The 17,264-nt window shown below is 71.5% G+C and carries 20 protein-coding genes; 5 read left to right on the top strand and 15 right to left on the bottom strand.

The genetic code is table 11. From position 1 onward, the window contains the following. Window positions 1-183: 183 nt before the first annotated feature. Window positions 184-921, bottom strand: a complete 738-nt coding sequence (locus ACGFZQ_RS15420; RefSeq protein ID WP_351730927.1) for a GntR family transcriptional regulator — start codon at window positions 919-921, stop codon at window positions 184-186. A gap of 130 nt (window positions 922-1,051) precedes the next feature. Between ACGFZQ_RS15420 and ACGFZQ_RS15425 the strand changes: the two genes are divergently transcribed. After that, a complete protein-coding gene (locus ACGFZQ_RS15425; RefSeq protein WP_351729857.1) occupies window positions 1,052-2,062 on the top strand; it encodes a Gfo/Idh/MocA family oxidoreductase in 1,011 nt (336 codons plus the stop codon). A gap of 55 nt (window positions 2,063-2,117) precedes the next feature. On the opposite strand, the gene ACGFZQ_RS15430 is transcribed toward ACGFZQ_RS15425, so the two are convergent. From ACGFZQ_RS15430 to ACGFZQ_RS15440, 3 genes are all read right to left on the bottom strand, one after another. Beyond that, window positions 2,118-3,299 (bottom strand): cytochrome P450, encoded by a 1,182-nt coding sequence (locus ACGFZQ_RS15430; RefSeq protein WP_351729854.1) that lies wholly within the window; start codon window positions 3,297-3,299, stop codon window positions 2,118-2,120. A gap of 74 nt (window positions 3,300-3,373) precedes the next feature. Further along, a complete protein-coding gene (locus ACGFZQ_RS15435) occupies window positions 3,374-4,036 on the bottom strand; it encodes a response regulator (protein WP_382542268.1) in 663 nt (220 codons plus the stop codon). A gap of 104 nt (window positions 4,037-4,140) precedes the next feature. After that, window positions 4,141-5,400 carry a histidine kinase gene (locus ACGFZQ_RS15440; RefSeq protein WP_393840800.1) on the bottom strand — a complete coding sequence of 420 codons (1,260 nt, stop codon included), beginning with the start codon at window positions 5,398-5,400 and terminating at the stop codon, window positions 4,141-4,143. Between the two features lie 171 nt (window positions 5,401-5,571). On the opposite strand from ACGFZQ_RS15440, the gene ACGFZQ_RS15445 reads away from it, so the two are divergent. Continuing rightward, window positions 5,572-5,772, top strand: coding sequence for a hypothetical protein (locus tag ACGFZQ_RS15445; protein ID WP_393840801.1), 201 nt, complete (start codon window positions 5,572-5,574; stop codon window positions 5,770-5,772). A gap of 66 nt (window positions 5,773-5,838) precedes the next feature. Here the strand turns inward: ACGFZQ_RS15445 and ACGFZQ_RS15450 are convergent, their stop codons facing one another. The 5 genes from ACGFZQ_RS15450 to allB all read right to left on the bottom strand — a co-directional run bounded on the left by ACGFZQ_RS15450 (window position 5,839) and on the right by allB (window position 10,535). Next, on the bottom strand, window positions 5,839-6,234 hold the full coding sequence (locus ACGFZQ_RS15450) for a ribonuclease (RefSeq protein ID WP_351698014.1): 396 nt from the start codon (window positions 6,232-6,234) through the stop codon (window positions 5,839-5,841). A gap of 129 nt (window positions 6,235-6,363) precedes the next feature. After that, window positions 6,364-6,990, bottom strand: coding sequence for a dihydrofolate reductase family protein (locus ACGFZQ_RS15455; RefSeq protein WP_393840802.1), 627 nt, complete (start codon window positions 6,988-6,990; stop codon window positions 6,364-6,366). Window positions 6,991-7,085: 95 nt separating this feature from the next. Continuing rightward, window positions 7,086-7,895 carry an AIM24 family protein gene (locus ACGFZQ_RS15460; RefSeq protein WP_351729839.1) on the bottom strand — a complete coding sequence of 270 codons (810 nt, stop codon included), beginning with the start codon at window positions 7,893-7,895 and terminating at the stop codon, window positions 7,086-7,088. Window positions 7,896-8,010: 115 nt separating this feature from the next. After that, complete coding sequence (gene alc / locus ACGFZQ_RS15465) at window positions 8,011-9,141, bottom strand: allantoicase (RefSeq protein WP_393840803.1); 1,131 nt, start codon at window positions 9,139-9,141, stop codon at window positions 8,011-8,013. A gap of 53 nt (window positions 9,142-9,194) precedes the next feature. Further along, complete coding sequence (gene allB, locus ACGFZQ_RS15470; protein ID WP_393840804.1) at window positions 9,195-10,535, bottom strand: allantoinase AllB; 1,341 nt, start codon at window positions 10,533-10,535, stop codon at window positions 9,195-9,197. Window positions 10,536-10,819: 284 nt separating this feature from the next. Between allB and ACGFZQ_RS15475 the strand changes: the two genes are divergently transcribed. After that, complete coding sequence (locus tag ACGFZQ_RS15475; RefSeq protein ID WP_351729830.1) at window positions 10,820-11,611, top strand: IclR family transcriptional regulator; 792 nt, start codon at window positions 10,820-10,822, stop codon at window positions 11,609-11,611. 107 nt (window positions 11,612-11,718) lie between these two features. Here the strand turns inward: ACGFZQ_RS15475 and ACGFZQ_RS15480 are convergent, their stop codons facing one another. Continuing rightward, entirely contained in the window at window positions 11,719-12,033 is a 315-nt protein-coding gene (locus ACGFZQ_RS15480) for a DUF5955 family protein (protein WP_351729827.1), read from the bottom strand. Between the two features lie 154 nt (window positions 12,034-12,187). Here ACGFZQ_RS15480 and ACGFZQ_RS15485 point away from each other — a divergent pair, with 154 nt between their 5' ends. Next, a complete protein-coding gene (locus tag ACGFZQ_RS15485; RefSeq protein WP_393840805.1) occupies window positions 12,188-12,787 on the top strand; it encodes an NTP transferase domain-containing protein in 600 nt (199 codons plus the stop codon). A gap of 184 nt (window positions 12,788-12,971) precedes the next feature. Beyond that, window positions 12,972-14,594, top strand: a complete 1,623-nt coding sequence (aceB, locus tag ACGFZQ_RS15490) for a malate synthase A (protein ID WP_393840806.1) — start codon at window positions 12,972-12,974, stop codon at window positions 14,592-14,594. 11 nt (window positions 14,595-14,605) lie between these two features. Here the strand turns inward: aceB and ACGFZQ_RS15495 are convergent, their stop codons facing one another. The 5 genes from ACGFZQ_RS15495 to ACGFZQ_RS15515 all read right to left on the bottom strand — a co-directional run bounded on the left by ACGFZQ_RS15495 (window position 14,606) and on the right by ACGFZQ_RS15515 (window position 17,224). After that, on the bottom strand, window positions 14,606-14,881 hold the full coding sequence (locus ACGFZQ_RS15495) for a SelT/SelW/SelH family protein (protein ID WP_351729818.1): 276 nt from the start codon (window positions 14,879-14,881) through the stop codon (window positions 14,606-14,608). Next, on the bottom strand, window positions 14,878-15,783 hold the full coding sequence (locus ACGFZQ_RS15500; protein WP_351729815.1) for a HipA family kinase: 906 nt from the start codon (window positions 15,781-15,783) through the stop codon (window positions 14,878-14,880). Before ACGFZQ_RS15500 ends, ACGFZQ_RS15495 begins: the two co-directional genes overlap by 4 nt. A 131-nt stretch (window positions 15,784-15,914) precedes the next feature. After that, window positions 15,915-16,538 carry a Fic family protein gene (locus ACGFZQ_RS15505; RefSeq protein WP_393840807.1) on the bottom strand — a complete coding sequence of 208 codons (624 nt, stop codon included), beginning with the start codon at window positions 16,536-16,538 and terminating at the stop codon, window positions 15,915-15,917. Next, on the bottom strand, window positions 16,525-16,695 hold the full coding sequence (locus ACGFZQ_RS15510; protein ID WP_393840808.1) for a hypothetical protein: 171 nt from the start codon (window positions 16,693-16,695) through the stop codon (window positions 16,525-16,527). The genes ACGFZQ_RS15505 and ACGFZQ_RS15510 overlap by 14 nt, the downstream gene beginning before the upstream one ends. Next, complete coding sequence (locus ACGFZQ_RS15515) at window positions 16,679-17,224, bottom strand: hypothetical protein (protein ID WP_393840809.1); 546 nt, start codon at window positions 17,222-17,224, stop codon at window positions 16,679-16,681. The genes ACGFZQ_RS15510 and ACGFZQ_RS15515 overlap by 17 nt, the downstream gene beginning before the upstream one ends. Window positions 17,225-17,264: the final 40 nt, after the last annotated feature.

Consider the following 17,264-nt stretch of genomic DNA (forward strand, 5'->3'; position numbering starts at 1 on the left):
CCGTGCTCATACGTGCGAGAGGGGCGGGCGAAGCTCACCGTGGGTGACCACCGACGGCGACCTCGCCTGCCCCAAAAGCCTCAGTATCGAACATGGGGTACACCCCTGACGGCGGGGGGCGGCACTCTGTGCTCGCATTGTCCGGACATTGCGACTAACGGAACGTCGGATTCCGGGTGGCGATCAGGACCGTACGAGCAGCTGGAACTCGAAGGAGTAGCGGGTCGGCCGGTAGATGTGGTCGCCGAACTCGACGGCGCGGCCGGTGTCGTCGTACGTGGTGCGCCGCATGGTGAGCAGCGGGGCGCCTTCCGGCTCGGCGAGCCGCTCCGCCTCGGCGGCCGTGGCGCCGCGGGCGCCGATGGACTGGCGGGCGCTGTGCAGGGTGATCCCGGCGGCCCGCATCAGGCGGTAGAGGCCGGTGGCCTCCAACTGCCCGGTGTCCAGGTCGAGCAGGCCGGGCGGCAGGTAGTTGGTCAGGTACGCCATCGGCTCGCCGTGCGCCAGCCGGAGCCGCTCGATGCGGTGTACCTCGGTGTCCTCGGCTACCGCGAGCGCGGCGGCGATCTCGGCGGACGCCGGGACGACGGTGTTGACCAGCACCTTCGTCGCGGGGCGCTGGCCGGCCGACTCCAGGTCGTCGTAGAGGCTGCTGAGCTCCAGGGGGCGTTTGACCTGGCTGTGCACGACCTGGGTGCCGACACCCCGGCGACGGACAAGCAGGCCCTTGTCGACGAGGGACTGGATGGCCTGACGCACGGTCGGGCGGGACAGGCCGAGCCGTGCGGCGAGCTCGATCTCGTTGCCCAGCAGGCTGCCGGGGGTGAGCGAGCCGTGCTCGATGGCCGCTTCCAGCTGCTGCGCGAGCTGGAAGTACAACGGCACCGGCGAGCTCCGGTCCACACTCAGTTCGAGCGGCACGGTCGGGTCCACATCTGGTTTCGGCACGGGCCCGAGCGTATCCCCGTGACGGGTTGACGGGAAGTTGTGTAGTTCGATTGTCCGGACATACGGATTGACAGCGCACGGGGTGCACCCGCACCTTGTTCCCATGCGCATCGGGGTCATCGGGACGGGCCGCATCGGAACCATTCATGCGAACACGCTCAGCCGTCATCGGGAGGTCGGATCACTGATCCTCTCGGATGTCGATCCGGCGCGGGCCCAGGATCTGGCCTACCGGCTCGGGGAGACGGCGGCGCCCGGGGTGGACGAGATCTTCAGGTGGGGCGTGGACGCGGTGGTGATCACCGCGGCGACCTCGGCGCACGCCGACCTGATCGGCCGCGCGGCGCGCTCCGGGCTCCCGGTGTTCTGCGAGAAGCCGATCGCCCTGGACCTGCCGGGCACGCTGCACGCCCTGGCCGAGGTGGAGAAGGCCGGGACGGTGCTGCAGATGGGCTTCCAGCGGCGCTTCGACAAGGGGTACGCGGGCGCCCGGGAGGCCGTGCGCTCGGGGAGGCTCGGGCGGCTGCACACCGTGCGGGCGCTGACCTCCGACCAGTCCCCGCCCCCGCCGGAGTGGCTGCCGCTGTCCGGCGGGCTGTTCCGGGACACACTGATCCACGACTTCGACGTGCTGCGCTGGGTGACCGGCCGCGAGGTCGTCGACGTGTACGCGACCGGCTCGGACGCCGGGCCCGCCATGTTCCGCGAGGCCGGTGACGTGGACACCGGCGCGGCCCTGCTCACCCTGGACGACGGCATGCTGGCCACCGCCACCGCGACCCGGCTGAACGGCGCCGGGTACGACGTGCGGATGGAGCTGGCCGGGGAGCGGGACACCGTGGTGGTCGGCCTGGACGACCGTACGCCGGTGGCCTCCACCGAGCCGACCGGGCCGCCGCCCGCGGACAAGCCGTGGCCCGGCTTCCTGGAGCGGTTCGGACCCGCCTACGAGGCCGAGCTGTGTGCCTTCGTCGACGTGGTGCGCGGCGGGCTCGCCAACCCCTGCGACGGGCGCGAGGCGCTCCAGGCGCTGCGGATCGCGGAGGCCTGCGAGGTGTCCCGGCACGAGCGAAGACTGGTGGCACTCGCGGAGATCCCGGACCGGCTGGGCTGACCGCGGCTGCCGCCGACCGACGGCCGGCGGCGCACCGGCTACCGGCGCATCCCGGCTACCAGCGCACCGGAAGGTTCCGCACCCCCCTCATCAGCGTGCCCGGCAGCCAGTCCCCGTGCGGGCCGTCCAGGGCCAGGTCCGGGGCGCGCTCCAGGAGGGAGCGCAGGGCCGTGCGGCTCTCCAGGCGGGCCAGGGGTGCGCCCAGGCAGTAGTGGATGCCGTGGCCGAAGGCGAGGTGGCCGCGGTTGTCGCGGCGGATGTCGAAGCGGCCGGGCTCGGGATAGCGGGCGCCGTCGCGGTCGGCGGCGGTGAGCCCGATCATCACCGGGTCGCCCCGTTCGATGGCGGTGCCGGCGATCTCCAGGGGCTCGGCGGCGTACCGGTACGTCGCGTTCTCCACCGGGCCCTCCCAGCGCAGGATCTCCTCGACCGCGCCGTCCAGGAGGCTCATGTCGGCGCGCAGGGCGGCGAGTTGGGCAGGGTGGGTGAGCAGGGCGAGGACGCCGTTGCCGATCAGGTTGACGGTGGTCTCGTGGCCGGCGATCAGCAGGACGTAGGCCATGCCGCGCAGTTCCTCGACGGAGAGCCGGTCGCCGTCCTCGGCGGTGGTGCGGATCAGGTCGCTGAGCAGGTCGTCGCTCGGGCCCGCGCACCGCTTGTCCTCGATCAGCTCCTTCAGATAGTCGGCGAGCTCGGCGAACGCGTCGTACTCGTTGCTCGGACGGGCGGAGCCGACCACCTCGTTGGAGAGCTTCCGGAACCGCGCGCGGTCCAGCTCGGGTACGCCGAGCAGTTCGCTGATCACCGTGATCGGCAGCGGGTAGGCGAGGGCGTCGATGAGGTCGGCGCGACCACGCGGGAGCATCTCGTCGAGCAGCCGGTCGGTGATCTCCTGGATTCTCGGCTCCAGACCGGCCACCCGGCGCGCGGTGAACGCGCGCGTGATGAGCCCGCGCAGCCGGGTGTGCTGGGGCGGGTCGGCGAGCAGCAGGTACTTGCCGATCATCTCCTCGTCGAGGAACTTGAAGCCGGCCTTCTCGGTGTCCTTGGCCAGCCTGGGGTCGGCGAGCGCCGCGCGGGCCTCCTCGTACCCGACGACCAGCCAGGTCTCGTGGTACGCGTCGGGCAGCGGCCACCGCACCCGGTGCACCGGGCCGCGCTCGCGCAGCCGGGCGTAGACCGTGTGCGGATCCGTGCGCAGACCGTCGCCGTACTCGCCGAGGTCGGTCACCTGCATGCTGTACTCCCCCTTCAGGAGGTCCCGAGGCCGTCCCTTACCCGGAGAACGCTCGGGGTGCCCGACTGGTGCCCCTACTCCTCCAGCAGCCCCGCGTCGTACGCCAGCAGCGCGATCTGGACGCGGTTGTTCATGCCGAGCTTGGCCAGGATGCGCGAGACATGCGTCTTGACGGTGGCGACGCTCATGTAGAGGCCGGTGGCGATCTCGGCGTTGGCGAGGCCCCGGCCGACCGCGACGGCGACCTCGCGTTCGCGGTCGTTGAGGGCGGCGAGCCGGTCACGCGCGCGTGCCTGCCGGGTGTCCGCCTGGGTGCCCGCCGCGTGCCGCATCAGCTGGCGGGTGACGGCGGGCGACAGGACGGGGTCACCGGCCGCGACCCGGCGCACCGCGTCCACGATCTCGGCGGGCGGGGTGTCCTTGAGGACGAACCCGGCGGCCCCCGCGCGCAGGGCGTGCAACACCTGTTCGTCGGCGTGGAAGGTGGTCAGGACGACGACCTGCGGGGCGTCCGCACGCGCGCGCAGCCGCTCGGTGGCGGTGAGCCCGTCCACGGACGGCATCCGGATGTCCATCAGGACGACGTCCGGGTGGGTGCGGTCGACGAGCGCCTCGACCTCGTCGCCGTCGGCGCCCTCCCCGACGATCTCGATGTCCCCGGCCCCGCCCATCATCAGGGACAGCCCCGCCCGCACCAGGGGGTCGTCGTCGACGAGCAGCAGTCTGATCGCGGTCATGGCTCCTACGTAATCACGCGGCTACGACATCACGTGGTCGTTCGGACGGCGGACGTGGTCGTTCAGGGGGCGGACAGAGTTGTCCGGACTGCGGACGCGGTGGTTCAGGCGGCGGCCCAGGGCAGCCAGGCCCGCACCTCGAAGCCGCCGTCGCCGGTGGCCCGGTGCTCCAGCCGGCCCCCGGCCAGCGTCGCGCGTTCGGTCAGGCCGATGAGGCCCTGGCCCGAGCCGGGGACGTGCGGGGCCTCGGCCTCCGGGGCGGGGTTGTGCACGGTGATGTCCAGGCCGTCGCCGGGGGCTCCGGTGACGCGGACGGTGACCTCGGCGCCGGGGGCGTGTTTACGGGCGTTGGTGAGGCCCTCCTGGGCGATGCGGTAGGCGGTGCGGCCGACGGAGGCGGGAACGGCCGCCGGGTCGCCGACATGGTTGTCCAGCACCACCTTCATGCCGGCTCCCCGTGATTCGGCGACCAGGGACTCCAGCGCGGCCAGGGTGGGCTGCGGCCGGCCGCCCGCCTCGTCGCCGTCGGCGGCGCGCAGGACGCCGATGATCTCGCGCAGGTCCTGGAGGGCCTCGTGGGCGCTCTCCCGGATCACCCCGGCCGCCCGGGCGATCTCCGCCTGGGGCGCGTCGGGACGGAACTCCAGGGCCCCGGCGTGCACGCTGAGCAGGGTCAGCCGGTGGGCGAGGACGTCGTGCATCTCCCGGGCGATGGCCTCCCGGGCCAGCCGCTGGGCCCGCTCGGCGCGCAGCCCCGCCTCGGTCTCGGCCCGCTGGGCGCGGTCGCGCAGGCTGACCAACAGCTGCCGCTTGGAGCGCACGAACATGCCGACGCTGATGACCAGGAGGCCGAACAGCACGACCAGGATGACGACGGCCAGATAGGGCAGGTCGGGGTCGGGACGCAGCCAGTAGAAGAGTGGGACCAGCGCGAGGTTGACGCCGCCGATCCAGGCGACGTACCGGAACGGGCGGTGCACGGCGAGCGTGAACAGGGCGACCATGGCGGCGCCGCCCGCGGTGTCGGAGACGAAGCCGACCGGGACCATGGCGATCGCCAGGCCCATCGGCCAGCGGCGGCGCAGCCAGACCGCGGCGCAGGCCAGACCGCCGATCAGCTGGTCGGCGACCGCGAGGCCGTGGGAGACGTTCGGGTCCTGCCGCATGGTGTTCGCGGCGGCCACGCCCAGTACGACGGCGAGGAGGAAGCAGCTGAAGTCGACGAGCCAGTCGCGCGCGGTGCGCCTGGGCGGGCGGCCGGCCGGGCCGGCGCCGGGATCGAGTTCATGGATCACGGCGGACGGGAAGAGCCACCGTCGCCGCTCGAACGTCCGTATCGAGATGTCACCGCTCACGGTCGACAAATCTATGCAGGACCGGCCGGTACCACCTCCCCCGCGCACGGGGTCGTCGACCAAAGTTGGGCTCGCGTGGACTTTCGGCACGGCACGCGCGCGTGCGGAGCGACTTCCGGCGGGCACGACTCGCCCCGCGGCCGATGGCATGGGGGGAGGCCGCGGGGCGAGAGTCGTGCTGTGAAACAGCTGCTGGAACTGCTCGGATTCATCGCTCTGGTGCAGGGTGCGCTGGGCCTGCTGCACGAGTTCACCCACTGGCACGTGGGTCTCGTGCAACGGCTCGGCTTCCTCGACGGCTACGGCGTCTACGCCGGCGTCGCACTGATCGTGCTGGCGATCGCGCTGTTCGCCCTCGCGGGGAGCCGGAGGTCCGGCTGAACGCCTACCGGACCTCCGACTGGTCGCGCCGTTCCTGGCGGCCGGCCGGTCGACTCGGCCAGGGACTCAGCAGCCGAAGTTGACCAGGTCGAACGTCACGTAGTGGTCCGCCGTGTAGTAGTCCTCCTGGGTCTTCTTGCCGGTCACGATGCGACGTGCTCCGCGCGTAGAAGAACCAGGCGTCTTCACGGTGTACTCGTGGTAGTAGCCGCTGGCCTGGCTGGGCAGCACGCCCTCCTGGTTGCGGAAGACGACGCCGTCCTGCGAGTACGGGAACGGACCGCCCGACGCGATCAGGTCCAGCGTGTCGTACGCCTGCGACGGCAGGTCGCTGTAGCAGATGCTGCCGACCGAGGCGGCCGCGGCGTCCGCCGTACCGGCGGTGACCGTACCGCCGACGAGGAGGGCGGACAGGACGACGCCGGCGGCGCCGATGCGGGTGATTCGTGGGGGGAATCTCATGGCTCCATGATGACGCGCGTAGACAGTGGCATGTCAATGACAAGCCTGAAGAATTTCCCGTCAAGTCCCGTTCGTTTTCAGGGAATTAACCTGGGGCCCGCAGCCTTCACGGGGCGGGCCCCGACCGGGTCAGGCGTTCGCGTCGGCGATGTAGGAACCGTAGTCGGGCCGGCCCGCGAGGTCGTACGACTGGATGGAGACGCCGGCCGCGGTGACCCGGCCGCCGGTGTGCCGGAACTTCGTCGGCACGGTGACCTCCTCGAAGAAGCGGCGGCCGCTGCCCAGCACGACCGGGAACGTCAGCAGGTGGAGGGTGTCGACCAGGCCCAGGTCCAGCAGGGAGCGGACCAGCGCGCCGCTGCCGTGCGCCTGGAGCTCGCCGTCGGTGCGCTCCTTGAGGGCCGTGACCTCCTTGGCGAGGTCGCCGCCGAGGACCGTGGTGCCAGACCACCCGGGGTCGGTGAGGGTCGCGGACGGGACGTACTTCGGGAGCGCGTTGAGCTTCGCCGCGATCGGGTCGGCGGGGTCGGTGACGTGCGGCCAGAACGAGGCGAAGATGTCGTACGTACGGCGGCCGAGCAGGAAGGCGCCGACCCGATCGAAGACCTCGGTGACGAACCCGCCGAAGTCCGCGTCGCCGTAGGGGTGGCTCCAGCCGCCGTGGGTGAAGCCGCCGCTGGGGTCCTCCTCGGGACCGCCTGGTGCCTGGTACACGCCGTCCAGGGTGACGAACATGGTGGAGACGAGCTTGCCCATGAGGGGTGCCTGCTTCCTGGGGTGCGGTCTGTTGTCGTCAGTTCAGACCCCGCGGGCGCCCGCGACTCATCGGTCGTGATCGTCCGTACGGCGCGTCACCCCGCGTGCGTCGAGAACAGTCCGCCGGTCGGGCCCTGCTTGTCGCCGCCCTGGGCCTTCTTCAGGGCGTTGGCGAGGCTCTCGATGGTGAGGGACTGCAGGATCACCCGGCCGTTGCCCTCCAGGGTGGCCAGGGAGAGGCCCTCGCCGCCGAAGACGGCGTTCATGAGGCCCTGACGGTTGAGGCCGCCGACGCGCTGGACGCCGTACTGGATGCCCTCCTCGAAGGCGACGACACAGCCCGTGTCGACCTCGATACGGCCGCCGAAGTCGGCGGGGTTGAGGTCGATGAAGTTGCCCGCGCCGGCGATGATCACGGTGCCGTGGCCGGTGAACTTCTCCAGGATGAAGCCCTCGCCGCCGCTCATGCCGGTGCGGCCGCCCTGGAAGGCGATGCCGAACTCGACGGTGGACTCGGCCGCGACGAAGGCGTCCTTCTCGGCGAACCACGCGCGCGTGCCGTTGAGCTCCAGGGCGCGCATCTCGCCGGGCAGCACGCCCGCGAAGCCGACGGTGCCTTCACCGCCCTGCGCGCTGAAGTACTGGAACGCCAGTGACTCGCCGGCGAGCATGCGCTGGCCCACCTGCATGGCGGTGCCCATGGCCTGGCGCAGCATGCCGCCCATGCCGCCGCCACCGCCCTGCGACTGGCCGCCGCCGTTCGGGCCGCTGAGCCGGGTCTCCATGGTCACGTTCGTGGTCTTGAACAGGAACTTCCCGGCTTCGCAGTAGACGGTCTGGCCGGGGTGCAGGTTGACGACCGCCATCTGCATGGCGTTGCCGACGATTTCTTGCTGAAGGGTCACGGGGAAAGAACGTAGCCGACGCTTCAGCGGTTCCCTCGACCGCCCACCCACACGTCTCGGTCGCCAGAGCGGCGGGCTCGAAAAGCAACCGAGTCGGGTGGGCGGGAAAGGCGGGTCAGGACAGTTCGCGGTGCCTGGCCGTCAGCTCTGCCGATCCCGCCTCTGTCGGCGTTCCGAACAGCCGCAGGCGGGAGATCCCGCCGTCCGGGAAGATGTCCACGCGCGCGTGCGTGCCCACGGCCGGGGAAGCCAGGACGAAGCGGTGGTTCGTGTCCGGCTGGAGGCGGGTGCGCGGGAGGATCTCCCGCCAGTCGCCGGCCGCGCCGTCCGCGCCGTCTTCGCCGTCCCGCACCGACACGGACGCCCAGCCCGCGCTGTTGCCCTTCAGATACGCCGTGTCGATCTCGATCGCCCGGATCTGGGACTGCGCCACCAGCCGGTAGCGGATCCAGTCGTTGCCCTGGTCGCGGCGGCGGCGCGTCTCCCAGCCGTCGTCCATCTTGCGGGAGCGGCCCGGCTGGATGGTGTTGGTGGCCGGTGAGTAGAAGAGGTTGGAGGCGTCCTCGACCTGGCCGCCGTTCTCCAGGGCGAGCACGTCGAAGGTGCCGAGCGCGGCGAGCCACCCGGGGTCCGGGACGACCTCGCCGTACACGCGCAGGCGGGCGATGCCGCCGTCGGGGTGCTGGTTGACGCGGAGGTGGGTGAAGCGCTGTTCGACGGTGACGGCGAAGCCGTTGGCCGCGTGGCCGCCCACCGGCGTGCGCGGGACGAGGGTCGTCCACTTCACGTCGTCGCCGAGGAGTTCCGCGGGCGACGGGGAGCCGGGGACCGACGTGCCCTCGACCGACACCGCCTGCGGGTAGTTGCCGCGGAAGTGGGCCGTGTCGACGACGATCCCGCGGACGACGCCGGGGGCGCCGAGGCGGACCAGCGCCCAGTCGTGGTCCTCGGCCGTGGGCCAGGGGTGCCCGGCCGAGACCCCGCGGCGGCGGCGCGTCTCCCAGCCGTCCATGATCTTGCCCTTGTGCCCGAAGTGCTCGGGGTCGAACTCGGGCCGCCCGGGCACCAGCAGGTTCTCCCGCTGCGCGAAGAACTCGTCGTTGGCGGCGATGACCCCGGCGCCGAGCTGCCGGTCGGCGAGGTCGGCGTACTGGGTGAAGGGGAAGTCGCCGGTGCGGTAGTCGGCGTACGGGTCGCCGCCGGAGTAGGGGTTCGCGTCGCCGGTGAAGGTCGGGATCGCCGTCAAAGAAGGTCTTCCTCTCGGGTGTCGGCCGCTGCGGGTGCGGAAGCGAGCGGTGGTCAGGGGGTGCGGGTCAGCAGGCGTCCCTTCGGGGCCGTGAACGCGCCGTCCGCGACGATGCGTTCGCCGCGCAGCCAGGTGGACTTCACGACGCCGTACAGGGCCTTGCCCGCGTACGCGGTGACCCGGTTGCGGTGCTGGAGGCCCGCCGGGTCGACGGTGAACGTCTCGTCGGGCGCGAGGACGGCGAAGTCGGCGTCCCGGCCGGCCGCGATGGCGCCCTTGCGGTCGTCGAGGCCGACGAGCGCGGCTGTGCGGGCCGACATCCAGCGGACCACGTCCTCAAGACCGTGGCCGCGCTTACGAGCCTCCGTCCACACGGCGGGGAGGCTGAGCTGGAGGCCGGAGATGCCGCCCCACGCGGTCGCGAAGTCGGCGGTCTTCAGATCGGCGGTCGAGGGCGAGTGGTCGGTGACCACGCAGTCGATGGTGCCGTCGGCCAGCGCCTGCCAGAGCAGGTCCTGGTTGGCCGACTCACGGATCGGCGGGCAGCACTTGAACTCGCTGGCGCCGTCCGGGACTTCCTCGGCGGTGAGGGTGAGGTAGTGCGGGCAGGTCTCGACGGTGATCCGGACGCCGTCCCGCTTGGCCTCGGCGATCAGCGGCAGGGCGTCCGACGAGGACAGGTGCAGGACGTGCACGCGCGCGTGGAGGCGTTTCGCCTGCGCGATCAGCTGCGCGATCGCCGTGTCCTCCGCGTCGCGCGGACGCGAGGCCAGGAAGTCGGCGTACTTGGGGCCGCCGTGCTGCGGGGCGGCGGCCAGGTGGTGCGGGTCCTCGGCGTGCACGATCAGCAGGCCGCCGAAGGAGGTGATCTCCGCCAGGGACCGCGCGAGCCGTTCCTGGTCGAGATGCGGGAACTCGTCCACGCCGGACGGCGACAGGAACGCCTTGAAACCGAAGACGCCGGCGTCGTACAGGGGGCGCAGATCCTTGACGTTGTCCGGCAGCGCGCCACCCCAGAAGCCGACGTCCATGTGCGCCTTGTCGGCGGCGACCTCCTGCTTGACGCGGAGGTTGTCGACCGAGGTGGTCGGCGGGAGGGAGTTGAGCGGCATGTCGACGAGGGTGGTGATGCCGCCGGCCGCCGCCGCGCGCGTGGCGGTCCAGAACCCCTCCCACTCGGTGCGGCCCGGGTCGTTCACATGCACATGGGTGTCGACCAGGCCGGGCAGCAGCACGTCGTCGCCGAAGTCCTCCAGACGGGCGCCCGCCGGGACGGGTGCGTCGTACGGCAGTACGGCCGTGATCGTCCCGGCGGACACGGCGACCGAGGCGGCCCGCGTCCCCTCCGGGGTGATGACGCGCGTCGAGCGCAGCACCAGTTCAGCGTCGGACACCCGGACCCCTCTCTCTGCCGCCGTTTTACTTCCGGGAAACGGGATTTACACCCACGTAACGGAATTCAACGTTCTGTTGAAGGAGTCTTCACTCCCGCTCCCGCGCCGTCAAGGGCACACTGCCTCTCAAGGCCGCACGGGCTCACACTCTGGACGTTTCCACAAAGTGGAATTACAATTCCGTCAAGCAGAACGTAGCTACGCACAGCAGGGCGTCAACCGGCTGCCGGGTAGGCTTCTGCTCTTCTGCCCGGCCCGAAAGGCAGCCCCGAAAGGAACGCGCCGTGCCGACGTCCAGCGCCAGCACCACCGACTCCGCCAAGTCCAACGCCGGCGGGGTCCAGTCCCTCGAGCGCGCCTTCGATCTGCTGGAGCGGATGGCGGACGCGGGCGGCGAGGTCGGCCTGAGCGAGCTGGCCGCGAGCAGCGGGCTGCCGTTGCCGACGATCCACCGGCTGATGCGCACGCTGGTCGCCTGCGGCTACGTACGCCAGCAGCCCAACCGGCGGTACGCGCTCGGCCCCCGGCTGATCCGGCTCGGCGAGTCGGCGTCCCGGCTGCTGGGCACCTGGGCACGGCCGTACCTCGCGCGGCTGGTCGAGGAGACCGGCGAGACGGCGAACATGGCGCTGCTCGACGGGGACGAGATCGTGTACGTGGCGCAGGTGCCGTCGAAGCACTCGATGAGGATGTTCACCGAGGTGGGCCGGCGGGTGCTGCCGCACTCCACGGGGGTGGGCAAGGCGCTGCTGGCGGGCGTGCCGGACGCCGAGGTGCGGGCGCTGCTGGCGCGGACCGGGATGCCGGCGGCCACGGAGAGGACGATCACCACTCCGGAGGGGTTCCTCACCGCCCTGGCGGAGGTACGGCAGCTGGGGTACGCCGTGGACGACAACGAGCAGGAGGTCGGGGTGCGGTGCCTGGCGGTGTCCGTGCCGGACTCGCCCACCGCGGCGGCGATCTCGATCTCCGGGCCGGCGGGGCGGGTCACCGAGGCGGCGACGGAGAAGATCGTGCCGGTGCTGCGGCAGGTGGCCGTCGAGTTGTCCGAGGCGCTGGCGAGTTCGGGAGCCTGAGCGACAGGAGCGGGCGCGCCATCGGCGGGAGCGGGTCGCGTTGCGGCCGGCCGCGCCCACGCGGCGGAGCCGCATACCGACGCGGCCCCGCGCCCCTCGCGGGGCGCTCAACGCCCCGGCGCCTCCCCGAACAGATCCACCGCCTGACGTACGTCCGACAGGCCCCGGGACAGCGCGCTCACCGAACCGATGGCTCCCGCGATCAGTAACAGGGAGCGGCGCAGCCGCGGGATCTCCGGCATGCCGCCGACGGCCATCGCCGCCAGGGCCGCCAGCTCGTCCTCGGCTATCGCGCGGTCGGTGAACTCGGCCGGATGCGCGGCCAGTTCGCGGCGCAGTCGGGAGACCGCCGTCCGTAGTTCCGTCACCCTCGGATCCTCGTCACTGCCGGTCACTGGTCTCTGTCCCAAGCTCCGCAACACAGCTCTCCCCCCTCGCCCGTCGCCCATGACGGTGGTAGGGCGCCCGGCGACGCGGGTCAGTAAACGCCCTCCCGTGCGCGACGCGCTACAGCGCGGACCGAAATTCAGCCCTGCGGAACCGGCCGCCCGCCCCGGCGTCGGGTATGCAGGACGCATGACGGACACGCATGACCAGATCGCCGGGCTGCTGCTGGCCGCCGGCGGTGGCAGACGGCTCGGCGGGCGGCCCAAGGCGCTGCTCGCGCATCGCGGGCGGTCCTTGGTGGAGTACGCGGTCGGGGTGTTGCGGGCGGGCGGCTGCGGGCCGGTGCACGTGGTCCTGGGCGCCGGTGCGGACGACGTGCGGGAGCGGGCCGAGCTGGGCGGCTGCGTGGTCGTGGAGAACCCGGACTGGGCCGAGGGCATGGGGTCCTCGCTGCGGGTGGGGCTGGCGTCGCTCGCCGGGACGGGGGTGCGGGCCGCGCTGCTGTCGCTGGTGGATCAGCCGGGGATCGGGGGCGAGGCGGTGGCGCGGGTGCTCGGCGGGTACCGGGACGAGGACTCGCTGGTGGCGGCCGCCTACGACGGAGTGCGCGGCCATCCGGTGCTGTTCGGTGCCCGGCACTGGCCGGGGATCGCCGCGAGCGCGACCGGGGACCGGGGTGCCCGCGCCTATCTCAAGGCCCATGAGGCGAGCATCGCGCTGGTCGAGTGCGGGGATGTGGCCGAGCCGTTCGACATCGACACCGAAGCGGATCTGGGCCACCTTGAGTGAACGGGATGGCACTGAGCGCCACCTTGCCTCGACCCAGAGAATCTCGACATCAACAAACCATTGAACTTCCACAATGAGGAAACTAGTATCCACTGTTCAGAAGGGCCCGACCCCTGATCGGGTGTGCTTCGCTCTACCCGGAACGACTGGCACCCGGTGCCACCGCTGAAGGAAGTGACCGCTCATGTCCGCACCAGCGCCGTCTCCGCCGGCCATCGTCGACGCCGAGCCCCTGCCCCGGCAGGAGGAGGTCCTCACCGACGCGGCACTCGCTTTCGTCGCCGAGCTGCACCGGCGGTTCTCGCCGCGCCGCGCCGAACTCCTCGCCCGCCGCGCCGAGCGCCGCGCCGAGATCGCCCGCACCTCCACCCTCGACTTCCTCCCGGAGACCGCCGCGATCCGTGCGGACGACTCCTGGCGGGTGGCTCCCTCCCCCGAGGCGCTCAACGACCGGCGGGTCGAGATCACCGGTCCCACCGACCGCAAGATGACCATCAACGCCCTCAACTCGGGCGCCCGGGTCTGGCTCGCGGACTTCGAGGACGCCTCCGCGCCGACCTGGGAGAACGTCGTCCTGGGCCAGCTGAACCTGATCGACGCCTACACGCGGAACATCGACTTCACGGACTCCGGCTCGGGGAAGTCGTACGCCCTGCGCCCGAACGAGGAGCTGGCGACGGTCGTGATGCGGCCGCGCGGCTGGCATCTGAACGAGCGGCACATCGAGGTCGACGGCGAGCAGGTGCCGGGCGCCTTCGTCGACTTCGGGCTCTACTTCTTCCACAACGCGCAGCGGCTGCTCGACCTCGGCAAGGGGCCCTACTTCTACCTGCCGAAGACCGAGTCGCACCTCGAAGCCCGGCTCTGGAACGACGTGTTCGTCTTCGCACAGGACTACGTCGGCATCCCGCAGGGCACCGTCCGCGCCACCGTGCTGATCGAGACGATCACGGCCGCGTACGAGATGGAGGAGATCCTCTACGAACTCCGCGACCACGCCTCGGGGCTGAACGCCGGCCGCTGGGACTACCTGTTCTCCATCGTCAAGAACTTCCGTGACGGCGGCCCCAGGTTCGTCCTGCCGGACCGCAACGCCGTCACGATGACCGCCCCGTTCATGCGGGCGTACACCGAACTCCTCGTCCGCACCTGCCACAAGCGCGGTGCGCACGCGATCGGCGGCATGGCGGCCTTCATCCCGTCCCGGCGGGACCCCGAGGTCAACAAGGTGGCCTTCGAGAAGGTCCGCGCCGACAAGGACCGGGAGGCGAACGACGGTTTCGACGGCTCCTGGGTCGCCCACCCCGACCTGGTCCCGATCGCCATGGAGTCCTTCGACCGGGTCCTCGGCGACAGGCCGAACCAGAAGGACCGGCAGCGCGAGGACGTCCACGTCGAGGCCGCCGACCTGATCGCGGTCGACTCGCTGGACGCCAGGCCGACCTATCCCGGTCTGGTCAACGCCGTCCAGGTCGGCATCCGTTACATCGAGGCGTGGCTGCGCGGCCTCGGCGCGGTGGCCATCTTCAACCTCATGGAGGACGCGGCCACCGCGGAGATCTCCCGCTCGCAGATCTGGCAGTGGATCAACGCGGGCGTCGAGTTCGAGAACGGCGAGAAGGCCACGCCGGAGCTGGCCCGCAAGATCGCCGCCGAGGAACTCGACAGCATCCGCCAGGAGACCGGCGAGCAGGCGTTCGCGGCCGGCCACTGGCAGCAGGCCCACGACCTGCTGCTCACCGTCGCCCTCGACGACGACTACGCGGACTTCCTGACGCTGCCCGCGTACCAGCAGCTGCGCGGCTGATCTTCAGAGGCTCACTTGTCCGAGTGGCCCAGGGACTTCCCCGGGGCCACTCGGTCGCGTACGGCCTGCTTCACGGCCGTGGGCTCGGGGAAGCCCTGTTCCCTGCGGTCCCAGACCACCTCGCCGTTCACCCGGACGACGAAGATGCCGCCCTTGCCGGGCTTCAGGGCCAGTTCGGTCAGCTCGGCCTCGAAGGTGGTCAGCAGCTCCTGCGCCAGCCAGGCAGCGCGGGGCAGCCAGCGGCACTGGGTGCAGTATTCGATCTCGACGCGCTGGCTGTCACTCATCCGAGGTGTACCGACCAATCCTGTTGAGCCGCGGGCTTGCCGTGCAGGTCGGGAACCTGCTTCAGCCAGGCCGGGCGTCCTTGCTGTGCTCTGGCCGCGCGGGCGGCCTCCTCGGCCGCGAGCTGGTCGCGGTCCGGGAAATCGGTGGGGAGCCACTGCGCGGAGGCCCGGACCCGGGCCAGCAGATAGCCGACGTAGGCCTGGCGCATCTCCTCGGGCGTGCCGAAGTCGGTGAGCCAGGCGTCCGGGACCTCGGCGAGGGTGTCCCGGAGCAGCTCCTCGGTGACCCGGGGCGCGAGTTCGGCGTCGGCGGCCCGGGTGTCGGGGCCGTACCGGCCGAGGGCGTGGTGGCGGAAGTCGTAGGCCTTCTCGGGTGCCGAGGTGTCCCAGCGGTGGTGGAAGACGAGGGCGGCGCCGTGGTCGATGAGCCACAGGTGCGGGGGTGCGGTGCCGAACGTGGGCCAGACCATGAGGTTGGAGCTGTGCACGGTGCGGTCGACGTTGACGGTGAGCGCGTCCAGCCAGATGATCCGGCCGGCCTCCAGCGGGTCCACCGGGAAGACCTCGGCGATCTCCGGGGTGAAGTCCTTCGCGCCGGGCAGGAAGTCCATCCCGAGGTTCACCCCGGCGCTGGCCGCGTGCAGCTCGCGCACCTCCTGGTGCGGCTCGTCCTCGGCGATCGCCGGGTCGAAGTGCACGAGCACCAGCTCGGGGAAGCGCAGTCCGAGCGCCCGCGCCAGCTCCCCCACGATCACCTCGGCGACCAGCGCCTTGCGGCCCTGCGCGGAGCCGGTGAACTTGACGACATAGGTGCCCAGGTCGTCGGCCTCGACGATGCCGGGTACGGAGCCACCCGAGTGCAGGGGGGCGATGTACCGGGTGGCGGTAACCTCTCTCAGCATCTTCCAAGGCCCCATCGCTCGTTTGCCTTACATTCCACGGACGGCTCCACCGTGCTGCGATCCGGGCACGAAACGAGCATAGTAACCGGGCGTGACAGCCGGGCCGGAGTGCCCGAGCCGTCGCGACGGCATCACCCCGGACTCGGCTGCTGTCGCCGGCGGTTGAGTACGCCGACGAGAGTGACCAGGTCCGCGGCGCCGGCCGGGTCGTCCGCGTAGCGGGTGGTCTGGAGAGGACCGACCTCGGGCAGGACGATGTCCTCGCGGGCCAGGATGTGGACCAGGGTCAGCAGGGCCGCGCGGGCGTTGCCGTCGGTGAAGGGGTGGAAGAACGCGACGTCGAGGTACGCGCGGGCCGCGCGGACCGCCGGCGGGAGCTCCGCGTCGGTCGCCTCGCGCAGGCAGGCGGCGAAGTCGGCCCAGGTGTGCGAGGTCAGGGCGTAGCGTTCGCGGCCGGCCTTCGCGTAGGCGTCGTTCGCGCGGAACGGCGTCTCCGATGCGCCGAGGACTTCGCGCTGCCAGGCGGACAGCAGCGTGAAGTCCAGTGGGGCGCGGCGGGCGGCATCGGCGCGGGCCAGGGCATGGGCGGTGAGCAGACGCTGCGCACGGACGGGGTCCCGTCGGCGGACCGGCCCTTCGCACCACGCCCGGAATCCGTCACGCGCATGCGGAACCCGCTGCAGGGCGGGTGCTCGGTGCCAGGCGGTCTCACGGCGGACGCGCAGCCAGGCCGCAAGGCTGTCAGGGACGGTCATGGAGGTTCTCCAGCCCCTCCCGTTCGCGGTGGTCCTGGTAGGGGGCATGACCGGTGAGGCCGACGGCGAGGTCTTCACCGACCGATTCGATCAGCAGGTGGCCAGGGGCGACCCAGCTCTTGAACCGGCCGCCGATCGCGCTAAGCGCCCTCCGCACCTGAGTCCAGCGTGAGGGTCACCAAGCGGACGCAGGCCCGCTCCAGATACCAGCTGCGGTTCTCGGGAGAGACTTCCGGCGGCGGGGCCAGCTCCGCGAACCGCTGGGCCGTCCTCTCCAGCCACTGGCGCCACTCCAGCAGCGCGGCCACGACGCGGGTCGCGGTCTCCTCAGGGGTCGTCACCGAGCTCGGCCCGGTCACCCAGCTCCCGATGGGCCCGCCGTAGCGGTAGCACCAGTTCCACCCCTGAGCCCAGTTCCCGTAGCGGTCCCGGACGATCGCGTCCAGCTGGTTTTCGCACCAGCGTTCGACCTGCCACCAGCCCTCCATGCCGGAGAGCACGGGTGGCACCCAGGCGCGGACCAGCGCGCGGAGGCGGGCCTCCTCGTCCTCGTCCCAGTCGAAGGGGTGGCGGGCCGGGTCGATGTCCTCCCAGTTCCGCATGTCTGTGGCGGGCGGCACGAGGTTCTCGGGGAAGGGCAGGGTGTCTCGGTTGTACGTCAGCGCCGTCCCGCTTTCTCTGTCCACTGTGGGGGCTCATCAGTCTCGGCCCGGGAACCTCGGGATG

This window comes from Streptomyces sp. NPDC048254 (genome assembly GCF_043201895.1).
Taxonomy (GTDB): Bacteria; Actinomycetota; Actinomycetes; order Streptomycetales; family Streptomycetaceae; genus Streptomyces.